Origin of the sequence: Corynebacterium sp. ACRQP (assembly GCF_022345915.1) — a bacterium.
Taxonomy (GTDB): Bacteria; Actinomycetota; Actinomycetes; order Mycobacteriales; family Mycobacteriaceae; genus Corynebacterium; species Corynebacterium lehmanniae.
The window spans coordinates 1-20,925 of record NZ_JAKRMZ010000035.1 but is presented as its reverse complement, the minus strand read 5'-3'; the positions used below and the strand labels follow the sequence as shown (position 1 = coordinate 20,925).

21 protein-coding genes and 1 rRNA gene are annotated in these 20,925 nt (G+C 66.5%); 10 read left to right on the top strand and 12 right to left on the bottom strand.

The genetic code is table 11. From position 1 onward, the window contains the following. The first annotated feature begins 12 nt into the window (after positions 1-12). Positions 13-130, top strand: a 5S ribosomal RNA gene (gene rrf, locus MHY23_RS11475). Between the two features lie 580 nt (positions 131-710). Further along, the gene (locus tag MHY23_RS11470) at positions 711-1,427 is read left to right on the top strand and encodes a hypothetical protein (protein WP_239307659.1); all 717 of its coding nucleotides are present in this window, start codon (positions 711-713) and stop codon (positions 1,425-1,427) included. A gap of 890 nt (positions 1,428-2,317) precedes the next feature. Here the strand turns inward: MHY23_RS11470 and MHY23_RS11465 are convergent. Next, the gene (locus MHY23_RS11465) at positions 2,318-2,971 is read right to left on the bottom strand and encodes a DUF3239 domain-containing protein (protein ID WP_370645855.1); all 654 of its coding nucleotides are present in this window, start codon (positions 2,969-2,971) and stop codon (positions 2,318-2,320) included. A 25-nt stretch (positions 2,972-2,996) separates the two neighbouring features. Further along, the gene (locus tag MHY23_RS11460) at positions 2,997-4,637 is read right to left on the bottom strand and encodes a DNA repair helicase XPB (protein ID WP_239307658.1); all 1,641 of its coding nucleotides are present in this window, start codon (positions 4,635-4,637) and stop codon (positions 2,997-2,999) included. A gap of 45 nt (positions 4,638-4,682) precedes the next feature. Here MHY23_RS11460 and MHY23_RS11455 point away from each other — a divergent pair, with 45 nt between their 5' ends. Together MHY23_RS11455 and MHY23_RS11450 are read left to right on the top strand one after the other, a co-directional pair. Next, positions 4,683-4,937, top strand: coding sequence for a type II toxin-antitoxin system ParD family antitoxin (locus MHY23_RS11455; protein ID WP_239307657.1), 255 nt, complete (start codon positions 4,683-4,685; stop codon positions 4,935-4,937). Next, positions 4,921-5,214, top strand: coding sequence for a type II toxin-antitoxin system RelE/ParE family toxin (locus tag MHY23_RS11450; RefSeq protein ID WP_181890025.1), 294 nt, complete (start codon positions 4,921-4,923; stop codon positions 5,212-5,214). The genes MHY23_RS11455 and MHY23_RS11450 overlap by 17 nt, the downstream gene beginning before the upstream one ends. Here the strand turns inward: MHY23_RS11450 and MHY23_RS11445 are convergent. From MHY23_RS11445 to MHY23_RS11430, 4 genes are read right to left on the bottom strand one after another with little or no spacing between them, the layout of a single operon-like run. Beyond that, positions 5,211-6,404, bottom strand: a complete 1,194-nt coding sequence (locus tag MHY23_RS11445) for an ABC transporter permease (protein ID WP_239307656.1) — start codon at positions 6,402-6,404, stop codon at positions 5,211-5,213. The two genes, MHY23_RS11450 and MHY23_RS11445, sit on opposite strands and share 4 nt — an antisense overlap. Further along, the gene (locus MHY23_RS11440; protein WP_239307655.1) at positions 6,404-7,282 is read right to left on the bottom strand and encodes an ATP-binding cassette domain-containing protein; all 879 of its coding nucleotides are present in this window, start codon (positions 7,280-7,282) and stop codon (positions 6,404-6,406) included. Before MHY23_RS11440 ends, MHY23_RS11445 begins: the two co-directional genes overlap by 1 nt. Next, on the bottom strand, positions 7,279-7,728 hold the full coding sequence (locus tag MHY23_RS11435; protein WP_239307654.1) for a hypothetical protein: 450 nt from the start codon (positions 7,726-7,728) through the stop codon (positions 7,279-7,281). Before MHY23_RS11435 ends, MHY23_RS11440 begins: the two co-directional genes overlap by 4 nt. Next, the gene (locus MHY23_RS11430; protein WP_239307653.1) at positions 7,725-7,982 is read right to left on the bottom strand and encodes a helix-turn-helix transcriptional regulator; all 258 of its coding nucleotides are present in this window, start codon (positions 7,980-7,982) and stop codon (positions 7,725-7,727) included. Before MHY23_RS11430 ends, MHY23_RS11435 begins: the two co-directional genes overlap by 4 nt. A gap of 84 nt (positions 7,983-8,066) precedes the next feature. Between MHY23_RS11430 and MHY23_RS11425 the strand changes: the two genes are divergently transcribed. Next, positions 8,067-10,883, top strand: a complete 2,817-nt coding sequence (locus MHY23_RS11425; protein WP_239307652.1) for an FAD-binding and (Fe-S)-binding domain-containing protein — start codon at positions 8,067-8,069, stop codon at positions 10,881-10,883. Here the strand turns inward: MHY23_RS11425 and MHY23_RS11420 are convergent. Next, positions 10,880-12,937 (bottom strand): helicase-associated domain-containing protein, encoded by a 2,058-nt coding sequence (locus MHY23_RS11420; protein ID WP_239307651.1) that lies wholly within the window; start codon positions 12,935-12,937, stop codon positions 10,880-10,882. The two genes, MHY23_RS11425 and MHY23_RS11420, sit on opposite strands and share 4 nt — an antisense overlap. A 53-nt stretch (positions 12,938-12,990) precedes the next feature. Between MHY23_RS11420 and MHY23_RS11415 the strand changes: the two genes are divergently transcribed. Beyond that, entirely contained in the window at positions 12,991-13,185 is a 195-nt protein-coding gene (locus MHY23_RS11415) for a hypothetical protein (protein WP_034999421.1), read from the top strand. A 278-nt stretch (positions 13,186-13,463) separates the two neighbouring features. Here the strand turns inward: MHY23_RS11415 and MHY23_RS11410 are convergent, their stop codons facing one another. Beyond that, positions 13,464-14,186 carry a resuscitation-promoting factor Rpf1 domain-containing protein gene (locus MHY23_RS11410; protein WP_239307650.1) on the bottom strand — a complete coding sequence of 241 codons (723 nt, stop codon included), beginning with the start codon at positions 14,184-14,186 and terminating at the stop codon, positions 13,464-13,466. A gap of 252 nt (positions 14,187-14,438) precedes the next feature. On the opposite strand from MHY23_RS11410, the gene MHY23_RS11405 reads away from it, so the two are divergent. Beyond that, positions 14,439-14,822, top strand: a complete 384-nt coding sequence (locus MHY23_RS11405) for a cold-shock protein (RefSeq protein WP_181890031.1) — start codon at positions 14,439-14,441, stop codon at positions 14,820-14,822. Here MHY23_RS11405 and MHY23_RS11400 read toward each other — a convergent pair. Continuing rightward, positions 14,819-15,322: a DUF2771 family protein gene (locus MHY23_RS11400; protein ID WP_239307649.1), complete on the bottom strand. Its 504-nt coding sequence runs from the start codon at positions 15,320-15,322 to the stop codon at positions 14,819-14,821. The two genes, MHY23_RS11405 and MHY23_RS11400, sit on opposite strands and share 4 nt — an antisense overlap. An 11-nt stretch (positions 15,323-15,333) precedes the next feature. Continuing rightward, positions 15,334-16,128, bottom strand: a complete 795-nt coding sequence (locus MHY23_RS11395; RefSeq protein ID WP_239307648.1) for a glutaminyl-peptide cyclotransferase — start codon at positions 16,126-16,128, stop codon at positions 15,334-15,336. Positions 16,129-16,167: 39 nt separating this feature from the next. Here MHY23_RS11395 and MHY23_RS11390 point away from each other — a divergent pair, with 39 nt between their 5' ends. The 3 genes from MHY23_RS11390 to MHY23_RS11380 are packed head-to-tail and all read left to right on the top strand — an operon-like array spanning position 16,168 to position 19,177. Continuing rightward, positions 16,168-16,848 (top strand): DUF3027 domain-containing protein, encoded by a 681-nt coding sequence (locus MHY23_RS11390; protein WP_239307647.1) that lies wholly within the window; start codon positions 16,168-16,170, stop codon positions 16,846-16,848. A 58-nt stretch (positions 16,849-16,906) separates the two neighbouring features. Beyond that, positions 16,907-18,376: an NCS2 family permease gene (locus MHY23_RS11385; RefSeq protein ID WP_239307646.1), complete on the top strand. Its 1,470-nt coding sequence runs from the start codon at positions 16,907-16,909 to the stop codon at positions 18,374-18,376. Then, positions 18,377-19,177: an RNA methyltransferase gene (locus tag MHY23_RS11380; RefSeq protein ID WP_239307645.1), complete on the top strand. Its 801-nt coding sequence runs from the start codon at positions 18,377-18,379 to the stop codon at positions 19,175-19,177. A gap of 30 nt (positions 19,178-19,207) precedes the next feature. Here MHY23_RS11380 and MHY23_RS11375 read toward each other — a convergent pair whose 3' ends face one another. Beyond that, a complete protein-coding gene (locus MHY23_RS11375) occupies positions 19,208-20,053 on the bottom strand; it encodes a hypothetical protein (protein ID WP_239307644.1) in 846 nt (281 codons plus the stop codon). An 18-nt stretch (positions 20,054-20,071) separates the two neighbouring features. Beyond that, a partial coding sequence (gene sepH / locus MHY23_RS11370) for a septation protein SepH (RefSeq protein WP_239307643.1) occupies positions 20,072-20,925 on the bottom strand: 854 nt, incomplete at its 5' end.

Genomic DNA, 20,925 nt, shown 5'->3' with positions numbered 1-20,925 from the left:
TTGATAAGGTGTGTCGGTGGTTGATGGCGGCGGGGAAACGCCCGGTCCCATTCCGAACCCGGAAGCTAAGCCCGCCCGCGCCGATGGTACTGCCCCCGGGAGGGAGTGGGAGAGTAGGTTACCGCCGACCCAACAACTTCAAACACAGCACCCGCCACAAGACACCACGTCTTGTAGCGGGTGCCTTCCTTTTGTGTTGCATGCCAGCCCCGTTACTGTCGCCCGGGCTGCATTGTGGGGGTTAAGTAGCAAAAAGTGTGTCCGCTATCGGCGTGTCGGAGGGTTAGATGTGGCCCTTTTGTCGCGCTTTCCGCGGGACCGCACATGCAGTAGATACGCCAACGGTCCTACCACGGGTATGAACACCAGAAAGAGCACGATCCAGACATCCGACCATCGTCTGTTAGGTTGCCTGAAAAATACAATGATACTGGCAACTAATAGCACCACAGCCGCCAACGTGAGCAGCATAAAACCGTAATCGACCGGAGATGGTTCTGATGGAGAAACTCCATTGCCTTGCAAAGCGGTTAACTGCATTTGTGAAATTTCCATCACCCCTGGTTCATCACATTGCTTCTGACACGGTGTTTTCGCCCAGGATCCTAACAGGCAGCCACCCTCCGCCATCCCGCGTTAACGCTGTCGCAACACGCCTTTCTGGACACTGAGGTGGTACAGTCCGTACACCCACTCCGAGGAGGAAAATCATGACCAGCACCACCACCCGTATCGCCGCGTACGCAACCGCAGCAACGCTCGCACTCGGCGCTGCCGCCGCGACCCCGGCGAACGCCGCTACCGTCGCAGCAAAGAGCAAGGACGGCGTGTGCGCCGTGAAGCTTGCGCCGGCTGAGAAGCGTTTCATCGAGTCGTGGTTCGACGAGTCCAAGGCGATCGGTGACTACGAGCAGGCTCGCGACCTCATCGCGGCGATTGAACAGGTCTACCCGGGCGTTGTTGCGGAGAACGAGAAGGCGCTCAAGGGTGAGAAGGCGGAGTTTGGCAAGTTGTTGCCGGAGAGGCTTGTCGCAAAGTATGCGGATGCGCAGAAGACGATGAAGGAGTCGGAGCCGACGGTGCATCGCACGCTTGAGGCGATTGACACGGATTCGTGGCGCGTTGGCCCGGACACGAAGCGCATGGAGACGCCGCTGACCGCGAAGGATGGCGACGTGTACAAGGCGTGGGCGGAAACCCCGTCCGGCAAGGTCGCTGCGAAGCGCATGCTTATCGACGACGCCGACGCCACCGCCGCCGAAACCTGCACCAAGGGCATGCGGGCGAATGTGAAATACCCCACCGCCGAGGCTGACGTAAACGTGCCAGCCATTGTCGGTGGGGTGGTTGCGGCGCTGCTGGTCATCGCAGGCCTGTTCTTTGCGCTGCCCCACTTCGGTATTAAACTGCCGATGTTGGGCATGTAGTTCTGGCTAGAACTTAGCGATCGGGCCGAGGGCACGGTCCACAGCGAACGGTGCCAGCAGGGCAATCAAGGAGATCAGACCCGCGATGCCTGCGATGGCCAGGGTGGCGATGTGGGGTCCGTGTTGCGGACAACCACACCCGCACCCATCATTGGTCCGCACCCACGAATTGTACGAACCAACACAACACCCCCACTGTCGGAGAACCCATCTGGGCAAACGCGGACCCGCTGTTGATTAGTGCGCAACCGGTAGCCCACGCGGTGCCGCTGCCACGCCTTGACGCTTGCGGACTTCCGCATTGCGGACAACAATGAGCCCACCAACTATGGGTGCGCACCCACGAACCTGCTGGCTGGGTGTTGGGGGCTCGTAAAACCCGACAACAGCGTTTTGCGACCTGGGGAAACGGCGGGCGAAAACCGGCCGCTCGTCAACTTCTGCGAGAACACCGCAGCTGGCGGCGGCCTTTGCTGGCATCCGCATTGCGGACAACCACACCGGCACCCATCACTGGTGCGGATCCCGCGGCCCCGGATGCATGCATTCTTCGGGCCGGCCAACTCCGCATTGCGGACAACCACGCCCACACCAACAATGGGTCCGAACCCACGAATTGCACGAATCGACCAAACGCCCCCACCCGCCCAGAATCGACCTAGGCAAATGCGGCACCGCTGTTGATTCGTGCACAACCACTCATTCATGGCGTCGCCGCGGACACGGCCTGACGCTTGCGGACCTCCGCATTGCGGACAACCACGCCCACACCAACAATGGGTGCCCGCCAACGAAGTCCCGCGAGCAGAGACGAACAAAATATGAAACCCGCGGCCGATCCGATGCGGGATCTGGCGCGGGTGCAAGGGTGAGTGCTTTGCTCGAGAACGTTAAAGCTCGACCAGCGAGTTCTTGGACTGCTCGATGAGCTCGGCCTTCTTGCGGGCGCGCTCCAGCGTGGACCACTGGTCCTGGGGGATGGACTTGCGGGCGGAGGCGACCACGGCCTCGTCGGGGGTGCCCCAGGCTATCGGCATGGGGGTGATGGCCTGCCAGTGCTGCTGGTCTCGGGAGGAACGCTGCGCACCGACGGCGGCAACGGGCACCTTGGTGCCCACCTTGTCGGACGTGTTCGGCAGGGGCCGCACCACACGCGAGGTAATGGCCCAGCGGGGCGGCAGCTCGGGGTCGACGTTCACGTTCACCAACGCGGTCAGGGTCACGGTGGTGCCGGCGCGCTCGGTGATGATGGCGGGGGCGAGGGGGTTGGAGTCGTAAATATCCTGGGTCTTGCCCACGCTGCGGGGGATCAGCAGTGCCACCACCAGCATCAGAATGCCGAAAAGCACGGCGCCAAAGGAGCCCAGCCAGTGCCATGGCGACGACGGGTCCACCAGGAACCACACGGCAACGCCGACGATCAGGGAAATGACAAAGATCGCGATACCGGAGGCGACAAGGCTGCGGGTGTCGCGCACCATTTCGTTGTGCTGCTTTGCAAAGTCCTCGTCGACGTCGAACTTGAATACCTTCATGCCACTCATGGCTTCCAAGTTTAAAGGTCGCGGTTTACAGGTCGGCGGCGTCCACGAGCCGGTACGCGTAGCCCTGCTCGGCGAGGAAGCGTTGGCGGTGCATGGCGTACTCGGAGTCTAGGGTGTCGCGGGCGACGACGGTGTAGAACACCGCTTCGGCGCCGTCGGCCTTCGGGCGCAGCAACCGCCCCAGGCGCTGCGCTTCTTCTTGCCGGGAGCCGAAGGTGCCGGAGACCTGGATCGCCACGGCGGCTTCGGGCAGGTCGATGGAGAAGTTGGCCACCTTGGACACCACCAGGGTGGAGATTTCCCCGTCGCGGAAGGCTTGGAAGGCCTCCTCGCGCTTTTTGGTGGTGGTTTTGCCGTCGACCAGGGGAGCGTCGATACGCGATGCGATCTCCTCTAACTGCTCCACATACGCGCCGATGATCAGGGTCTGCTGTCCCTTGTGCGTTGCAAGAAGCTTATCGACGACTTCCAGCTTGCCCGCCGAACAGGCCGCCAGACGGTAACGCTCGCGGGTCTCTGCGGTGGCGTAGGTGAGGCGCTCCTCGTCGGTGAGCGTGGTGCGGACCTCGACGCATTCGGCGGTGGCGATGTAGCCGGCCATCTCGAGTTCTTTCCAGGGCGCGTCGTAACGTTTGGGCCCGATGAGGGAGAACACGTCGTCCTCGCGGCCGTCCTCGCGCACGAGCGTGGCGGTAAGCCCCAGGCGGCGGCGGGACTGGAGGTCCGCGGCCATGCGGAAGACGGGGGCGGGGAGGAGGTGGACCTCGTCGTAGATGATCAGGCCCCAGTCGCGGGAGTCGAAAAGTTCGAGCGCGCGGTATTCGCTCTTGGTCTTGCGGGTGACCACCTGGTAGGTGGCGATGGTGACGGGGCGGATTTCCTTCTTCTCGCCGGAGTACTCGCCGATCTCCTCGGGCGTGAGGGTGGTGCGGCGCAGCAGCTCGTCGCGCCACTGACGGCCGGCGACGGTGTTGGTGACCAGGATCAACGTGGTGGTCTGCGCCTGCGCCATCGATGCGGCGCCGACGATGGTTTTGCCGGCGCCGCAGGGCAGCACCACCACGCCGGAGCCGCCCTCCCAGAAGGATTCGGCGGCGTACTGCTGGTAGTCGCGCAGCTCCCAGCCGTCGTGGTTCAACGCGATCGGGTGGGACTCGCCGTCGACGTAGCCGGCCAGGTCCTCCACCGGCCAGCCGAGCTTGGTCAGCTCCTGCTTGATCTGGCCCCGGGCGGAGGGGTGGACGGGGGCGGTGGTGTCGTCGATAGGCTTCGCTATGAGCGGCTGGATTTTCTTGCTGCGGGTGACCTCGGTGAGGATCGCGGGGTCGTCCGCCTCTAGGATCAGCCCGTGGGCGGGGTGTTTGACCAGCTTGAGGCGGCCGTAGCGGGCCATGGTTTCGGCGATGTCGACGAGCAGCGCCTGCGGCACCGGGAAGCGGGAGTAGCGCTCGAGCACGTCCACGGCCTGCTCGGCGTCGAAGCCGGCGGCGCGGGCGTTCCACAGCGCCAGGGGTGTGATGCGGTAGGTGTGGATGTGCTCGGGCGCGCGCTCGAGCTCCGCGAACGGGGCGAGCGCGGCGCGGGCCTTGGGCGCGTCCGGGTGCGCGACTTCGAGCAGGACGGTCTTGTCCGATTGGACGATCAGGGGGCCGTCGCCGAGAGCCATGCGATCTACTCCTTCGTGTTAGTAGGACTTGGTAGTCTACGGTGCATGGCTGCGAAAAACACTTCAGTTGTACTCGGCGAACGTTACGACAAGTTCATCGCCCGGCTCATCCAGGACGGCCGCTACGCATCCGCCAGCGAAGTCCTGCGCGAGGGGCTGCGGCTCGTGGAGGAGCGGGAGAGGAAATTCGCTCTTCTTAACGCCGCGCTTGAAAAGGGGGAAAACAGCGAAGTCGTCCAGGACTTTGACCCGGGAGCGTTTATAGAGCGAATGAAGAACGAGCATGAAATATCGGCTTAGGCGCCAGGCAGAGGTCGATCTCGAAGAAATTTGGTCCTACACGGCCACACGATGGGGGCTGGATCAAGCTGAACGATATGTTGGCGGGATTCTCCAGATGCTGGACTTCATCAGCGAAAATCCACGGCTCGGGCGATGGGCGGACGAAGTGCGCCCTGGCTACCGGAAGAAAGCGATAGGAAGCCACATCATCTTCTACCGTGAACAGGACGCTGCGATCGATGTGGTCCGTGTGCTTCACCAAAGTATGGATCTAGTGATGCACATCGACCCCTAGCCCCTGCGCAGCAGCTGCGACCACTTGGTCACGCTGCCGTTGTTCAGGATCGTGCGCTTGTAGATGCGGGCGGCGGCCCACACTGCCAGCGCCGTCGCCAAAGCGGCGAGGACAAACGAGCCGGCCAGCTGCAGCGCGGTGAAGTCCCCGGCGGCATACGACAGCGGCGCGGCGAAGATGGAAAACGGCGGGATCCAGCTCATTACCTGCATCCAGGTGGCATCGGTGTTCATCCAGCCGAAGCCGGGGATGTAGGCGGAAGCCATGATGAGCAGCAGGATCGGCATCTGGGTGGACTGCAGGTCCTCGGTGCGCTGCACCATCGCGCCGGCGGCGGCGTAGAGGGCGCCGAAGAACAGCATGGCCAGAAGCCAGGCGATCAGCAGCACGGGGAGGACGGACCAGTCGAACGCGATGTCGTCCACGAGCCCGGAGACCTTCAGCCCAACGCCGCCGACGATGAGCAGCACGGCGGTGGCCAGGAAGCCCAGCACGAGTGTGCCCAGCAGCTTGCCGGCCAGGAAATCCAGCGGGCGCACGGAGGCGAGCACGAGCTCGACCACGCGGGAGGATTTCTCCTCGGTCACGCGGCTGCCCACCTGCGCGGCGAAGGTGATCACGGTGAAGATCACCACCATCAGCGCCACGAATGTGGTGAGCAGGCGAAGCAGTTGCTGCTCGAAGTCTTCGCCACTGGCCTCGTCCACGTCCACAGGCACGATGTCGATGCTGCGGGACGCCGCCTCGTAATCCGCGGGCGAAATGCCCAGCGTGTCCAGCGTTTCGGCGCGGGTGTAGCTGTCGGCGAGCGCCTCCATCCCCTCCATGAGGCCCGCCGACGGGGTGCCGTCCGAGATCACTTCCCACTGGTCGCCCTCGGCCACTAGCGCGGCCTTGACGTCGCCGTCGCGCACCAACTGCACTGCGTCGTCGCGGCTCGCAGTTTCGCGGGCGTCGTACCCGGCGCCGTCGAGCAATTGCTTATCGACGCCTACGGTCGCCACCGCAGTCTTCGCGTCGCCGCCCTCAGCGTCGTCCTTGCTCTTCTGCCAGGAGGCGAAGCCGATGAAGCCGACCATGGCCAGAAGCAGGATGACGAAGGTGATGACCACGCCCTTTTTCAGCAGCAGGATCTGAATCTCGCGCGCCGCGGTGGTGGTGATGGTGTGCATGGGGGAGTAAGTCTGCATTACTGCACAACCTCCTTGAACAGGTCGGCCAGGTCGGGCACGACGCGGGTGAACTCGTGGACGGGGCCTGCGGCCATGGCGGCCTGCAGGATGCGCTGGTCGTCCTGGACGCTCGGGGCTTCGAGGATGACGTGGGTGGCGGAGTCGTCGATAAGCTTCATGCCCTCCGGGATCCAGCCGCGGGCTTGGGTGCCCACCTTGAAGCGGATGGGGCCGTGGGCGCGCAGCTCGTCGACGGTGCCTTCGGCCACCATGCGGCCGCGGGTGACGATGCCGATGCGGTCGCACAGCCGCTGCACCAGATCCAGCTGGTGGGAGGAGAAGATGACGGGCACGCCGGCGCGGGCGCGGTCGGTGAGCATCGTGCTCATCACGTCCACGGCGACGGGGTCGAGGCCGGAGAACGGCTCGTCAAGGATGAGGATGTCGGGGTCGTGGATGAGGCTGGCGGCGAGCTGGACGCGCTGCTGGTTGCCCAGGGAGAGGTCGTCGAGCTTGTCGTTCACACGCTCGCCCAGGCCGAGTTCCTCGAGCAGCTCGGTGCCGCGCTGCTTGGCGGCTTTGCCGTCGACGCCGTGCAGCTTGGCCAGAAAGACCAGCTGCTCCAGGATCTTCTCTTTGCCGTACAGGCCGCGCTCCTCGGGCATGTAGCCGATGCGGCGGCGGGTGTCGTCGTCAAGCGGGCGGCCGTCCAGGAGCACCTCGCCGGAGTCTGCGGCGAGCACCCCGAGCGCGATGCGCATGGTGGTGGACTTGCCGGCGCCGTTGGAGCCGACGAAGCCGTACATTTCGCCGTCGTGGACGGTGAAACTCATGCCGTCGAGGGCGTGGACGTCGCCGAAGCGCTTGTTCAGGTCGCGGATTTCGATTGTGGTCACTTGTCCTCCTTGCGGTTAAACGTAACAGCGAAGCCGACCATGGGCAGCGGGTAGACGATGAGGAAGGTGAACAGCATGAAGTACCCGGCGGCTACCAAGGCAGTGCTGCCAGGTCCGTCAAGCAGCTCACCGGTAAGCATGAAAGCGAAACCGCCGATGCCATTGAGCAGAGCGAATGCTTTCATCGCACGCTTGCGCCAGGTGTCCAGCACGCTGCGCTCGTACTCGTCGAGCTGGTCCTCTGGAATGGTGTCGGCGTTGCCGTTCTCCGCTCTGATCTGTGCCAATGCGAGCACGCTGATTATGACGGAAGCGAGCGACAAGGTCGATAGCCACCACTGGCTCAGCGTTAGCTGGAGTGCGGTGCAGACGATGAAAAAGAGCATGGCTAAGAAGAAAATGGCAATGAGCGCTTTTGTTTTTCTCTCACGGTCCATGCGGTTCATTTGGTGTACAGCTCCTTCGACATAGGGGGAAACTCGGTGCGGGAGAACACGGCCTCGACGGGGAGGTCGAAGACCTCGCAGACGCGGAAGGCCAGGTCCAGGCTGGGGGAGTGGTCGCCGCGCTCGAGCGCGCCGACGGTTTGCGGGTTGACGTTGATCAGTTCTGCGAGCTGGGTCCGTGTCATGTCGCGTTCGGCGCGGAGGACACGGACCCGGTTATATATCGGGTCCTTCGGTAGCTTCTTCGGCGACATGCAATGAAGTGTTGTATAAACCCAACGCTTTGTCAACAGTTGTGAAATGCATTCTGCGAATTCACAGGGGGCTAGCATGGATTCATGACCACAACCATTTCCTCCCCCGCAGAGCATTTATCCCGCGAACTCGGCTCCGACCAGGCGCTTTCCACCCGCTCGATCGACCGGATCAAGTACGCCCACGACGCGTCGCACTTCCTCTACACCCCGGACGTGGTGGTGGAGGCCCGCACTGCCCACGACGTGGCGGCGGCCTTCCGCGCCTCAGCATCTTCCGGCGCCCCGGTGGTGCTGCGCGGCGGCGGCACCTCACTGTCCGGCCAGGCCGGCGGCGCGGGCATGCTGGTGGACGTGCGCAAGCACTTCCGCGGCGTGGAGGTCCTCGACGGCGGCGCGCGGGTGCGCGTCCAGCCCGGCTCTACGGTGCGGCAGGTCAACGCCCACCTCGCCCCGTACGGCCGCAAGATCGGCCCGGACCCGGCGTCCGAAGGCGCGGCGACGATGGGCGGCGTGATCGCCAACAACTCCTCCGGCATGGCCTGCGGCACGCAGTACAACACCTACAACACCATCGAATCGATGACGTTCGTGCTGCCCTCCGGCACCGTCATCAACACGGCGCATAAGGACGCGGAGGCGCAGTTTGCGCGGGAGGAGGCGGAGCTCGTCGCAAAGCTGGAGCGCCTCAAGCGGCGCGTGCGGGAGAACAAGGAATCCGTGGACACCATCGAGCGCCACTTCGCGCTGAAGAACACGATGGGCTACTCGTTGAATGCGTTCCTGGACTACGAGTCGCCTCTGGACATCTTCATGCACCTGCTGGTCGCCTCCGAGGGCACGCTCGCGTTCATCGCGGAGGCTGTGCTGCGCACCATCGAGGTGCCGAAGCTGAAGACCACCACCATCGCGGTGTACCCGACGCTGGACGCGGCGACGCGCTCGCTGCCCGCGCTGTTCGACTCGAAGGCCGCCACGCTTGAGCTGATGGACTCGCGCTCCATCAAGGTCGGCCGCACCTTCGACTCGGTGCCGGAGCAGATCACCGGCTTCGAACTGTCCGGCCAGGCCGCGCTGTTGATCGAGTACCACGCCAACGAGGCCGACGAGCTGCGCGAATACGAGGCCGCCGGCGCGAAGCTGCTGGAGGGCTTCGAGCTGCAGACCCCGGCCGCGTTCACCACCGACGCCGCCGAAGCCGCCAAGGCCTGGGCCTTCCGCAAGGGCCTCTACGCCCAGGTCGCGGAGGCCCGCCCGTCCGGCACCACCGCGCTGCTCGAGGACATCGCGGTACCCGTGGGCGACTTGGCCGACACGTGCGGCGGGCTGCAGCAGCTTTTCGACGCCTACCGCTACGACGACGCCGTCATCTTCGGCCACGCTAAGGACGGCAACATCCACTTCCTCATCACCGACCGCTTCGAGGGCGATGAGAACCTGGGCCGCTACGACGGCTTCAACGAGGAGATGGTCGACCTCGTGCTCGGCGCCGGCGGCAACCTGAAGGCCGAGCACGGCACCGGCCGCGTGATGGCGCCGTACGTGCGCCGCCAGTACGGCGATGAACTCTATGAGGTCATGGAGGAGCTCAAGCGCGCCGCCGACCCGCGCGGGGTGATGAACCCGGGCGTGATCATCACCGACGACGAGCGCGAGCACATGAAGAACTTCAAGCTCAACCCGCAGGTGGAAGACGAGATCGACTCGTGCGTGGAGTGCGGCTACTGCGAGCCGGTGTGCCCCTCGCGCGACATCACCATGACCCCGCGCCAGCGCATCGTCGTGCGCCGCGCCCGCGCGAAGGCGATCCAGGAAGGCGACACCGAGCTGGTCAAGCACCTCGACGAGGCCTACCAGTACGACGGCATCGACACCTGTGCCGTGGACTCCATGTGCGTCACCGCCTGCCCGGTGAAGATCGACACCGGCAAGTTCATCAAATCGCTGCGCCGAGGCCAGGCGGGCGCCGCGGAATCCGCCGGCTGGGCGGCCGCAGCGAAGGCATGGGGGCCGGGCAACACCTTGGCTTCCACCGCGCTGACCGGTGCTTACTACTTGCCGACCAAACTGGTGCAGAAGGTCACCGACGTCGCCCGCGCCCTGGTGGGCGAGGACACGGTGCCGCAGTACCGCCCCGAGCTGTCCAAGGGCGGGGTGAAGCGCTCCAAGGCGTTCGGCACCCGCATCGGCGCGCCGGGCGCGGAGCCCGCCGGCGTGTTCGTCCCCGCCTGCGTGAACTCCATGTTCGGCCCGCAGGGCGACGGCGTCGGCGCCTCCGAGGCGTTCGCGAAACTGGTGGAGCGCGCCGGGCTCGCGCTCGTCGTCCCGGAGGGGATTGACGGGATGTGCTGCGGGACCCCGTGGGCGTCGAAAGGCATGAGCACCGGCAACGACATCATGCAGCGCCGGGTCAACGACCAGCTCATCGCCGCCACCGACGGCGGGCGCCTGCCGGTGGTCGTGGACGCGTCCAGCTGCACGCACGGCTTCCGCGACATGGCCGAGGTCATCGGCATCACCGTCATCGACGCCATCGAGTTTGTCGAAGACCAGGTGCTCGAGCGCCTCGAGGTGAAGAAGAAGGTGGACTCTGTGACGTTGCACCCGACGTGTTCGGCGACGCACCTTGGGATCGTCGATACGCTGGAGCGCGTCGCTGCTGCCGCGGCCGAAGATGTGCGCGTGCCCGCCGAGTGGAACTGCTGTGGCTACGCGGGCGACCGCGGCATGCTGCACCCGGAGCTGACCCACGCCGCGACGAAGCGCGAGGCGGCGCAGGCCGAGGAGCTGGGCTCCGCGACGCACGCCTCGTCCAACCGCACCTGCGAGCTGGGGCTGACCGCCGCGACCGGTAAGGACTACGAGCACATCCTGGAAATCCTGGAGCGCGTCAGCCGCTAGGCCAGCACCACTTTGGTGATGCGCGGCAGTGCGATGCGCACCACGCGATCGGCGGCCTCGTCGAGTGCGTCGACCTGCCCCGCGGACACGCTCAGCGGCAGGACGGTGAGGGTGCGGCCGCGCCCTTGCTTATCGACGAAACCGACGGCCACATGCCGCCTCGCCCTTGCCGCCGCCCGCAGCGTCTCAAAGATGTTGCCGGCCCCGGTGTCCGTGTCGGAGCCGGCGTTGGCGCGCAGCTTGGACACGATGGCTTCGACCTGCTCCTCGGTGGCCTTTGGGGTGCGCGGCAGGGTAGACGGGGTAGCGGCGACCAGCGCGGGTTCGGGCGCCATGTTCAGCGTCGCGCCGGTGCCGTCCTCCGCGGTGGGCTGCATCCCTGCCGCACGCAGCTGCGCCATGAGCTTGGTCAGCGGCTGGTCCGACACCGCGACGGTGGGGGCGAGGACGCGCAGGCCGCAGCGCTCGGCGGCGGTGGCGATCAGCGCCGGGTCCGCGGAGCGGATGTAGCTCAGCGCGCTGCCTGCGCGGATGGCGCCGTGGGTGCGGGCGGTGTCGTCGACAAGAAACGCGATTGCCTGCGGCACCTTGCCCATGACGTGCCGGCCCAGCCAGGCGTGGACCTCCTCGGCGGTGAGCCCGCCGTCCAGGCCGCGGCGCACCGACGCCTCCGTGACCCGCCACACGCTGGCCAGGCCCGGGGATTCGAGTTCGGCGATGCGCTCCAAAAACGACGCCATGTCCGGCTCGAGTGGGCCCGGGGCGAGCATTGTCATGTCGCCCTGGGCAATCAGCGTGTCGACGGACGCCGGCACGAGCTGCTTGGCCGCGGCGGCGACGTCCTCGCCATCGCGGCCGTCCAGCAACGCCAACAGGGGAGAGGACTGCGCCGGCTGCGGGGTGCCGGCGAGCGCGCCGACGAACTGGGCCTCATCCACCACCGCCTGGATGAGCTGCGGGGAGAACCCGCTCGCCTCCAGCGGGGCGTGGAACAGCAGCTGGTCGACGTTGCCCGCGTGGCGCAGGATGGTTGTGCGGGCGTGGCGCACCGCGGGCGCGTGCATGTCCGTGGACAAAAGCTTTGCGACGGTGTCAGAGCGCCACGGGGAAGCGGCCCAGCCGACCATGAGGATCGCCCACTGGTCCGACAGCGTGGCGTCGATCCAGGTCAGCGCGTCGCGGGTAGCGGCGAGCACGTCCTCGTCGTCGACGTTGCCGCGCCCGATAAGGCCCGCCGCCTCGCCGATGGTGATCAATAGCCTCGGGTCGAAGCCGAGTTCCTTTTCCAGGTTCGCCGCGGCGCGCACGCCGACGGTGCCGTCCTTGTTCAGCGTGACCGGGCGGTCCATGAGCGCCATGACCAGCTGGCGCATTTGGCGCACGGCGTCCAAGCCCGCCGAGGTCGCGGCCTCGTCCACCGCGGACTGGTCCACCTCGTCCACTGCGGGCGGTGCCAGGGGGAACTCCCGCGGAGTGATCCCGCGCATCGCGTCGCGCACCGGCCGCGGCAGCCGAACAGTGTTCGCGTCCACCCGCACCAGCAGGCCCGCCGCAAGCAGCTTCGCCACCGGCGCTGAAGGGTCCGCGTCCGGCCCCGCCGCCGAGGTCGTGCCCACCCCACCCGAGGAGGCCAGGGTTTCCAGCACCTTGCGCTCGCGGGCGGGCAGCGCGTCCAACGCCTCGGCCGCGCCCTCCGGCAGGGTGTCGGTCACGCGCCAGCCAGGGGGCAGGGCGGTGAGCGTGCCGGGGGAGATTCGCAGCGCCTCTACCGGCCCGAAGACGAGGGCGAGCTCGCGCAGGTGCGCCACGTCGCCGAGCTCGCCCGCGTCCACCGGGTCGAGCTCCGCGCCGGCGTCGGCGAGCCGCTCCAGCACCGCCAAGTCGGCGGCAGTGAGCTGGCGCAACGCCCGCGACGCGGAGCCGGGCAGGCCTAGGCGCGTGGCCAACGACCCAGCCGAGGGAGGGGTGGGGAAGAAGGCATCCGGCCGGGTGCGGATGAGCAGGCGGAGCTGATCGTCGCTAAGCGACTGCAAGATTTCGGGGAAGGTAGACATTGCGGGGGTGAGTTTACGTGCGTTTTCTTGCCCGGCGTGAAAGAATGAGGGGCATGGCTAAAGATGTAGAGAAGATCGGTCGCGCGAACCCGGCGTGGCCCACGCACACCCCTGGTAACGGCCACCCGGTCACCGAGATTTCCTCCAAGCTCACCGGCGCCGCGAGCCCGTTCGGCGACGAGCTGATCCTGCCGCTCAAGGCGGAGGAGACCGGCTACGTCCACCCGACCACGCGCATCAACCGCTAGCTTTCGCTTAGCGACGTACCAAAGGTGACCCCCGTGGCGGGGCCACCTTTTTCGTGTGTTTGGGGGCGCGCGTGGTCTCTGCGCTGATCGTCTAGCAGAGTCGGTGGACTGCTAGACGATCCGGCGCTTATTGACAATCAAGCGCAATACGACCTGGGGAAACGTATGGCGCGGATCGTGATCGTCTAGCAGGTTTGCCCTCCGTGCTAGACGGTCTGGCTGGGGCAAAAAGAAAACCCGCCCGGAGGCGGGGTTTCAATGTGTCAGTGCTTCAGCGCTTAGCGTGGCAGGTAGGCCTGCTGCAGGGAAGCCAGGGTGTCGTTGACCTGGGTGCTGAAGTTGGCGCCGACGAGCTGGGCGACCTTGGCGTAGTCGCCGGCCAGGGCGGCGTCCACCAGCGGCTGGTTGGCTGCGTAGAACGCGTTGTAGTCGTTGCGGTTCGCGGCGTAGTTGTCCTGGACGGAAGCCGGGACCTGGAAACCGAGGGCGTTGATGGCGGTGCGCAGCTTCGCGTACAGCTCATCGGTCTCGGTGCCGGTGGAGGAAGTCTGTGCGGCCGGAGCTGCGGCGGCCGGTGCAGGTGCCGGGGCTGGCTTCGGAGCCGGAGCGGCCTGCGCTGCCTGCGCGTCGCGGTTGGTCGGTGCGGAGTTCAGGCCGTAGCGCGCAGAGCAGGCCGGCCATGCGCCCCAGCCCTGCTGTGCCAGGGTGCGCTCAGCGATGATGATCTGCTGCTCGCGGGTGGCCTGGTCTGCGGTCGGGGCGAACTCGCCGCCGCCGTACGCCTGCCAGGTGCCGTAGTTGAACTGCAGGCCGCCGTAGTAGCCGTTGCCGGTGTTGATTGCCCAGTTGCCGCCGGACTCGCACTGTGCGAGCTTGTCCCAGTCGGAATCCGGTGCTGCGGTTGCCTGCGGGGCGACGATGCCTGCCAGTGCTGCAACTGCTGCGGTACCTGCCAGAGCCTTATTGCCCCTGGGGGTGGTCTTCTTGGAGTGGCGTCCCATGATTCGTTTCCTCTCGTCGTTGACCGCCAATTCTCGGGACAGCCTAACCATTTGTAACGATTGTGTCACGCAACCGGCACGAAATGGTGCTTGTGTGACTATGTGGATCAATGTTTATGCAGGTCGCGCGAGGGTGATTGAATTTTGGTGTTCTGGGTCACAGTCGCGGTTTTCGGGGCGGAGGTGTAGTGTAAAGCCTTTATTTTGGCCTGCAATCGGCGGGCCATGTACCGGAACCTGAAGGAGGATGCCATGCCTATTGGAAAGGTGAAGTGGTACGACACCGAGAAGGGCTTCGGCTTCGCGTCCAACCCGGGCGACGACGACGTCTTCATCGGCAAGTCCGTGCTTCCCGATGGCGTGGACGAGCTGGTCGCCGGCCAGCGCATCGAGTTCGATTTCGCCGCCGGCCGCCGCGGCCCGCAGGCTCTGCGCGTTAAGGTGCTCGATGAGCCGAAGCGCCGCCCCGTGCACCGCCGCAAGCCGGAGGAGCTGGGCAGCATGCTGGCCGATGTCATGACCCTGATTGAGACGCAGGTCCAGCCCGCGCTGACCAACGGCCGCTACCCGGACCGCAAGGAGGGCCGCCAGGTCGCGGAGATCCTGCGGGCGGTGGCCAGGGAGCTGGACGCTTAGTCGAAGCCGACGGACCACGTGGCGATGACGGGAGTTTCTTCCCCGTCATCGCCTTTTTCAATGTCCAGGGTGGTGATCTCGGCGACGACGAGCTTTGCGCCGGATTCGGTCACCGCCGGGGCGGTTTCCTCGCCGGACTCGCCGGAGGTGAACACGCGCTCGGTGTTCGCGGCCGGGTCGTCGTAGATGAGCAGCAGGCGCCAACTGTTGCGCTCGATCTCGCGGGGCACGGTGAAGGTCACATCCCCCTGATCGGGCAGGCGCACGCTTGGCGGCTCACCGCCGGGGCACTCCACGTCCAGTTCGCACACTGTATATACGGGCACCTGCTCGGTCTGCCCGCCGGCGGCCACGGCGACCTCGAGGTCGCGCACCGGGATGCCCGGCTTGTTCTGCTGGTAGCTCATGAAGGCGTAGACCGCCCCCACCAGCACCACCACGCCCACCAGGGCGATGGCCAAGACTTTCCACTGCTGAGTTGCTGCGCGTTTGCGTGCCATGGCGCAAGATCCTACTTGGCCGCGGTTTCGGGCTTAAACGTCACGCGGTACATGTCTGGCCAGCGCTTGCCGGCCAGGTAGAACTCATCGGTGCCGGGGATGCGCGCGATGCCGTTGAGCACGTTGTTCGGATCCGGATCGGCGTTGTTTTCCAGCCCGGAGGCGTCGATGACGGCGGTGACCTTCCCCGAGTCAGCGTCGATGCGCATGATGTTGGTGGTGGTGAACACGTTGGCGTAGACCTCGTCGCCCACGCACTCGAGCTCGTTGAGGCCCTCGACCGGCTGGCCGTCCATGGTCACGGTGAAGCGCTGGCGCTCCTTGAAGGTCTCCGGGTCCATGCGGCGCAGCTCGGCCGTGCCGTCGGAGAAAATCAGCTCGTCCTCGTCCGGGCGGGAGCACAGGCCCCAGCCCTCGCCGGCGAAGTCTGCCCGGCCGGTTTCTTCCAACGTCGTGGCATCCCGCTTGATTGCGGTGCCGTTTTGCCAGGTCAGTTGCCACAGGATGCCGTCGTGAAGCGTGATGCCCTCACCGAAGAACTCCGGATCCAAATCAACGGAGCGCAATTCCTCGCCCTCGGGCGTGCGCGTGTACAGACGCGATTCGCCCACCTGGCCGGTACCGACGTAGATGGTGCCGTCCTCGGCGACCTCGAGGCCCTGGGTGAAGCTGGTGTCGTCGAAGGGCAGGCGCTCCTCGACGTGCGCGGTGAGGCGCTGCGTGTCCGGCCCCGCGGTCTCGGGGGAGGAACAGCCCGCAAGCATGGCGAGCGCGGAGCAGACGGCGGCAAGCGTGAATCGACCCATGCCACCCATCCTGCACCACGTGGGCAATAATGGGGAACCGTGTCACGATCCAACAACCGATCCCGCAACCCTCGAAAGCGCAGCCCCCTGCTGTCCACCGACGCAGTCGCCACTGCTCGGGAGGCGCTGGCCGAGATCGCCGACGGGGAAGTCGGCGAGCACATCGGCGTGACCGGGCTGGGCCGCAACGTGGCCACCCACCGCTTCGCCGCCGACGTGCCCGGCTACGCAGGCTGGGAGTGGAACGCCGTGGTGGCCTGCGCCGACGGGGCGGACTGGGTCACCGTCAACGAGGTCGCGCTCGTGCCGTCGCAAGGCGCGCTCGAAGCGCCGGACTGGGTGCCGTACTCCGACCGCCTGCGCCCCGGCGACCTGGGCCCGGGCGACATCATGGAGCTTTCGCCTGACGACGACCGCGTCACCGACGACTCCTTTTCCCGCGAGGCCGTCACGTTTACCGGCCGCGAAACCAAGCGCTACCTCACCACCACCGGCCTGGAGGACGCGAAGAAGCGCTGGCGCACCGGCGAGTTCGGCCCCAACAGCGAGTTCGCCGAAAAGGCCGCGCTGTCGTGCCGCTCCTGCGCCTTCTACATCCCGCTGGACCAGCCGGTGGGCGAGAACTTCGGCATCTGCGCCAACGAGTACTCCGCGGACGGGCACGTGGTGGCCTCCTCCTATGGCTGCGGGGCGCACTCGGACACCACCGTGGGGGAATAATCGTTGGTGAGTCCCAACGATTGGTGTTTTCGCAGGCAGGGTGCGACACTAATGCGACGTGAGTACCACCACCGGAGCAAAACTGCATAAGGACCAGCCGCAGCCGCGCGGCGCGCTGGACGCCTTCTTCCACATCAGCGAGCGCGGATCCACGGTCGGCACCGAGGTGCGCGCCGGGGTAGTGACGTTCTTCGCGATGGCCTACATCGTGCTGCTCAACCCGCTGATCATCGGCACCAGCCCGGACCGCGAAGGCGTGGTCCTGGGCATCCCGCAGGTCGCCGCAGCCACGGCGCTGGCCGCCGGCGTGATGAGCATCCTGTTCGGCGCGATTGCCAAGTACCCGTTCGGCATCGCCACCGGCCTGGGCATCAACACCCTGGTCGCGGTGACCATGGTGGGGCAGCAGGGGCTGACCTGGCCGGAAGCGATGGGGCTGGTGGTCATCGACGGCATCATCATCGTGCTGCTGGCCATCTCCGGCTTCCGCACCGCCGTGTTCAACGCCATCCCGGATTCCATGAAGGTGGCCATGAGCGTGGGCATCGGCATGTTCATCGCCACCATCGGGCTCGTGGACGCCGGCTTTGTCCGCCGCATCCCCGACGCCGCCATGACCACCGTGCCGGTGCAGCTGGGCACCGGCGGCTCGATTGCGGCCTGGCCCACCTTCGTGTTCATCATCGGCCTGTTCATCTGCGGCTTCATGGTCGTGCGCAACATCCGCGGCGGCCTGTTCATCGGCATCCTGCTCACCACCGTCATCGCCATGGTGGTTGAGGCGCTGACCGGCGCCGGCTCCTCTGCCGACAACCCGGAGGGCTGGGGCATGGCGGTGCCGGGCCTGCCGGAGAGCTTCGGCGGCGTCCCGGACCTGTCCATCGTGGGCAACGTGGACCTGTTCGGCGCGTTTGTGAACATCGGCGTGATCTCCGCGTCGCTGCTCGTGTTCACCCTTGTGCTGGCGAACTTCTTCGACGCCATGGGCACCATGACCGCGCTCGGCCGCCAGGCCGGGCTTACCGACGAGCACGCCGTGCTGCCGGACATGAAGCGCGCCCTGGTCGTCGAAGGTTTCGGCGCCGTCGTCGGCGGTGCGACCTCCGCGTCGTCGAACACGGTGTTCGTGGATTCGTCGGCAGGCATCGCGGACGGTGCGCGCACCGGCTTGGCCAACGTGGTCACCGGCGTGCTGTTCCTGGTCGCGATGTTCTTCACCCCGCTCTACGAGATCGTGCCCATCGAGGCCGCGGCCCCCGTGCTGGTGGTCGTCGGTGCGCTGATGATGATGCAGGTCGGCCAGATTAACTGGTCCGAGTTCACCGTCGCGCTGCCGGCGTTTCTGACCATCGTGACTATGCCGCTGACCTACTCCATCGCCAACGGCATCGGCGTCGGCTTCATCTCGTTTACCCTGATGAGCCTGTTCGCCGGCAAGGCGAAGGACATCCACTGGATCATGTGGCTCATCTCCGCCCTGTTCGTGGTGTACTTCGCGCAGGGACCGATCATGGCGGCGCTGAGCTAAATGCTTGTGCCTATCGACGACCCGTCGGACCCCCGCCTCGACGACATCCGCGACCTGAAGCATTCGGACAAGGAAAAAGGGCTCGTCTTCGCCGAGGGGCCGCTCGTGGCCGGCCGCTTGGTGGAATCCCGCTTCCCGGTGCGTGCCGTGTTCGGCTTCGGCGGGCGGCTGGAATCCTTCATGGCCGATTACGGCGACGAGCTCGAGCGCCGCGGCGTGTCGGTCTACCAGATCACCCGCGGCATCATGGGTGAGGTTGCCGGATACGACATGCACCGGGGGCTGCTGGTCTCCGCCGACAAGCCGGAGCCGCTTTCCGTCGCCGAGGTGCTCGACGGCGCACGCACCCTCGTGATCTTGGAAGGCGTAGGCGACCACGAGAACATCGGGTCCATCTTCCGCAACGCCGCCGGCATGGGGGTCGACGGTGTGCTCTTCGGCGCCGCCACCGCCGACCCGCTGTACCGGCGCAGCGTGCGCGTCTCCATGGGGCACGTCCTGCGCACCCCGTTCGCGCACCTCGACGGCACACCGACGACGTGGCAGCGCTCGTTGGATGAGCTGCGCGAGGCCGGCTGGTGGCTCGTCTCGCTTACCCCGGCCGACGACGCCGTCGAGCTCAAAGACGCGATCCAGGGGCACGACAAGGTGGCCTTTCTGGTCGGTGGGGAGGGCCCGGGCCTGACCCCGCACGCGATGCGCGCCACCGACGTGCGCGCCAAGATCCCCATGGCGCCGGGCACGGACTCGCTCAACGTGGCGACGTCCGCCGCGATCGCGTTTTACGAAAGAAACCGTTAGCGCTCGCAAGCTCGCGCTAGGGGAGAGCTTTTACCTATCGAAGTGGCGGATGCGCTGCGCAAGCGTCTTCCACAGCTCTGCCGCGCGGGAACGCAGGCCCCGGCCGATGCGCTTTGCGGCGGCCACGGAGGCGTCGGCAAGCTCGGCGAACTCGTCGCCACGCTGGTCCTCGGGGGCGTCCTCGTAGTCGTCGTACGCTTTCGACTTCTCCGCGAACTTCGCGGCCACCGCGTCCACTGACTTCACAGCGGGCGCCTTCTTTTCCTCGATCTTCGGCTCGGGGCGGCCGTCTACCGCGTAGCCGACGACGTTGATGTCGGGGCCGTCCTCGCCGATGTCCACGCCCAACCAGTGCCGCTCCGCGGACAAGGCCAAGTCGCGCGGCTCGAACGGCAGCGAGATGCCGCCGGCGGCCTCGGCGCGCTCGCCGGCCCAATACGGCGCCTCGAACGGCTCCGGCAGGCCCATATCCTCGATGACCTGGGTGCGGGTGGCGCTGAAGCTGCGCACCACCGTCTCGCCGGTGAAGTGGGCGAACCCGCCGTAGTCGCTGTCCGTGCCGGTGGCGATGACAAATACGTCCGAGGCGGGAAGGGCCGAAAGCCACGGGGTGGTGGTGGACAGGGCCGAGCAGTCGTCGACAAGCATCCGCACCACAGAAACACCCGGGAAGCCTGCGATGTAGAACTCGTCGCGGCCCGGCACCGAAGAGCGGTTCAGCGGGAACGAACCGATCGGGGTGATCGGCCACGCCGGGTTGACCTGGGAAAGCAGCTTGCGGCCGAACCCGCGGTCGGCCTTCGGCTCGCGCTCGAGCACGCCAGCCGGATCGGCGGTGTTGACAAACCAAAGCGTAAGAACCGCTGGGAAACTCATGCACACATCCTAAGATGCTCAGCGCTTCGGGCGCTTGGTGTTCGTGCGAACCCCCAGCAGCACGTCCTCCCAGTGCGGGGTGACAGCCTTGCGGCGGCGCTTCTTCGGCTGCTCGTCCTCGTCCGGGTGGCGCAGGAAGTCGCCCTCGAGCACATCGTCTCGCGTATCGACGACCTCCGGTTTGCCCTCCACCGGCAACTCCGTGACACCAGCTTCGGGAGCGTCATCGGCCACGTCCTCGTCACTGACGTCGGCACGGTCAGCGCGCACCGCGGACAGCGAGCGCACCGGCTGCGCGAAATCCGGGTCCGTCAGGTCCGCGGCCATGGCGTTGCGCGCCTCCGTCTGGGCGGCGGAGCCCATGGAACGCTTGAAGGTCCACAGCGCCTCGTTCTCCGTCAGCCCTGCCTTCCAGGTGACGTGGACGACCCAGCTGTCGCCCTGCTCGCGGGTGGCGTCCCACTCCGCGTCGCTGATCGAGTGCCCGCGGGCCGCGAACGCGGTGGCCAGGATCTCAAACAGGGTCTGCTTGGCCGGGCCGTCCTCGCGCACCGGGTGCGACTGCTTCGCGGCCTCCGCCACCTGAGCGCGCTCGAGGCGCACCGGGTGGGCGTAGACGTCCAGGCGGCTTTCCGCCACGCCCATCTCCTCGGCCAACTCGGTGGCGGTGGCGCCGGCGCGCAGGCGCGCCTGGATCTCGTTCGGGCGCATGGACAGGGGAGTGGCGTAGAGCGGGTCCGGCTCCGGCAGGGAGCGCTCCACCGGTGCCGGCTCGGGCGCGGCGGGTTCCTCTACGTCGGCGGCCTCGGTCCCGGGTGCGTCGGCGGTGTCCTCCAGTGGGGCCGGCCCGTTGTCGTCGGCGGGGGTGGCGG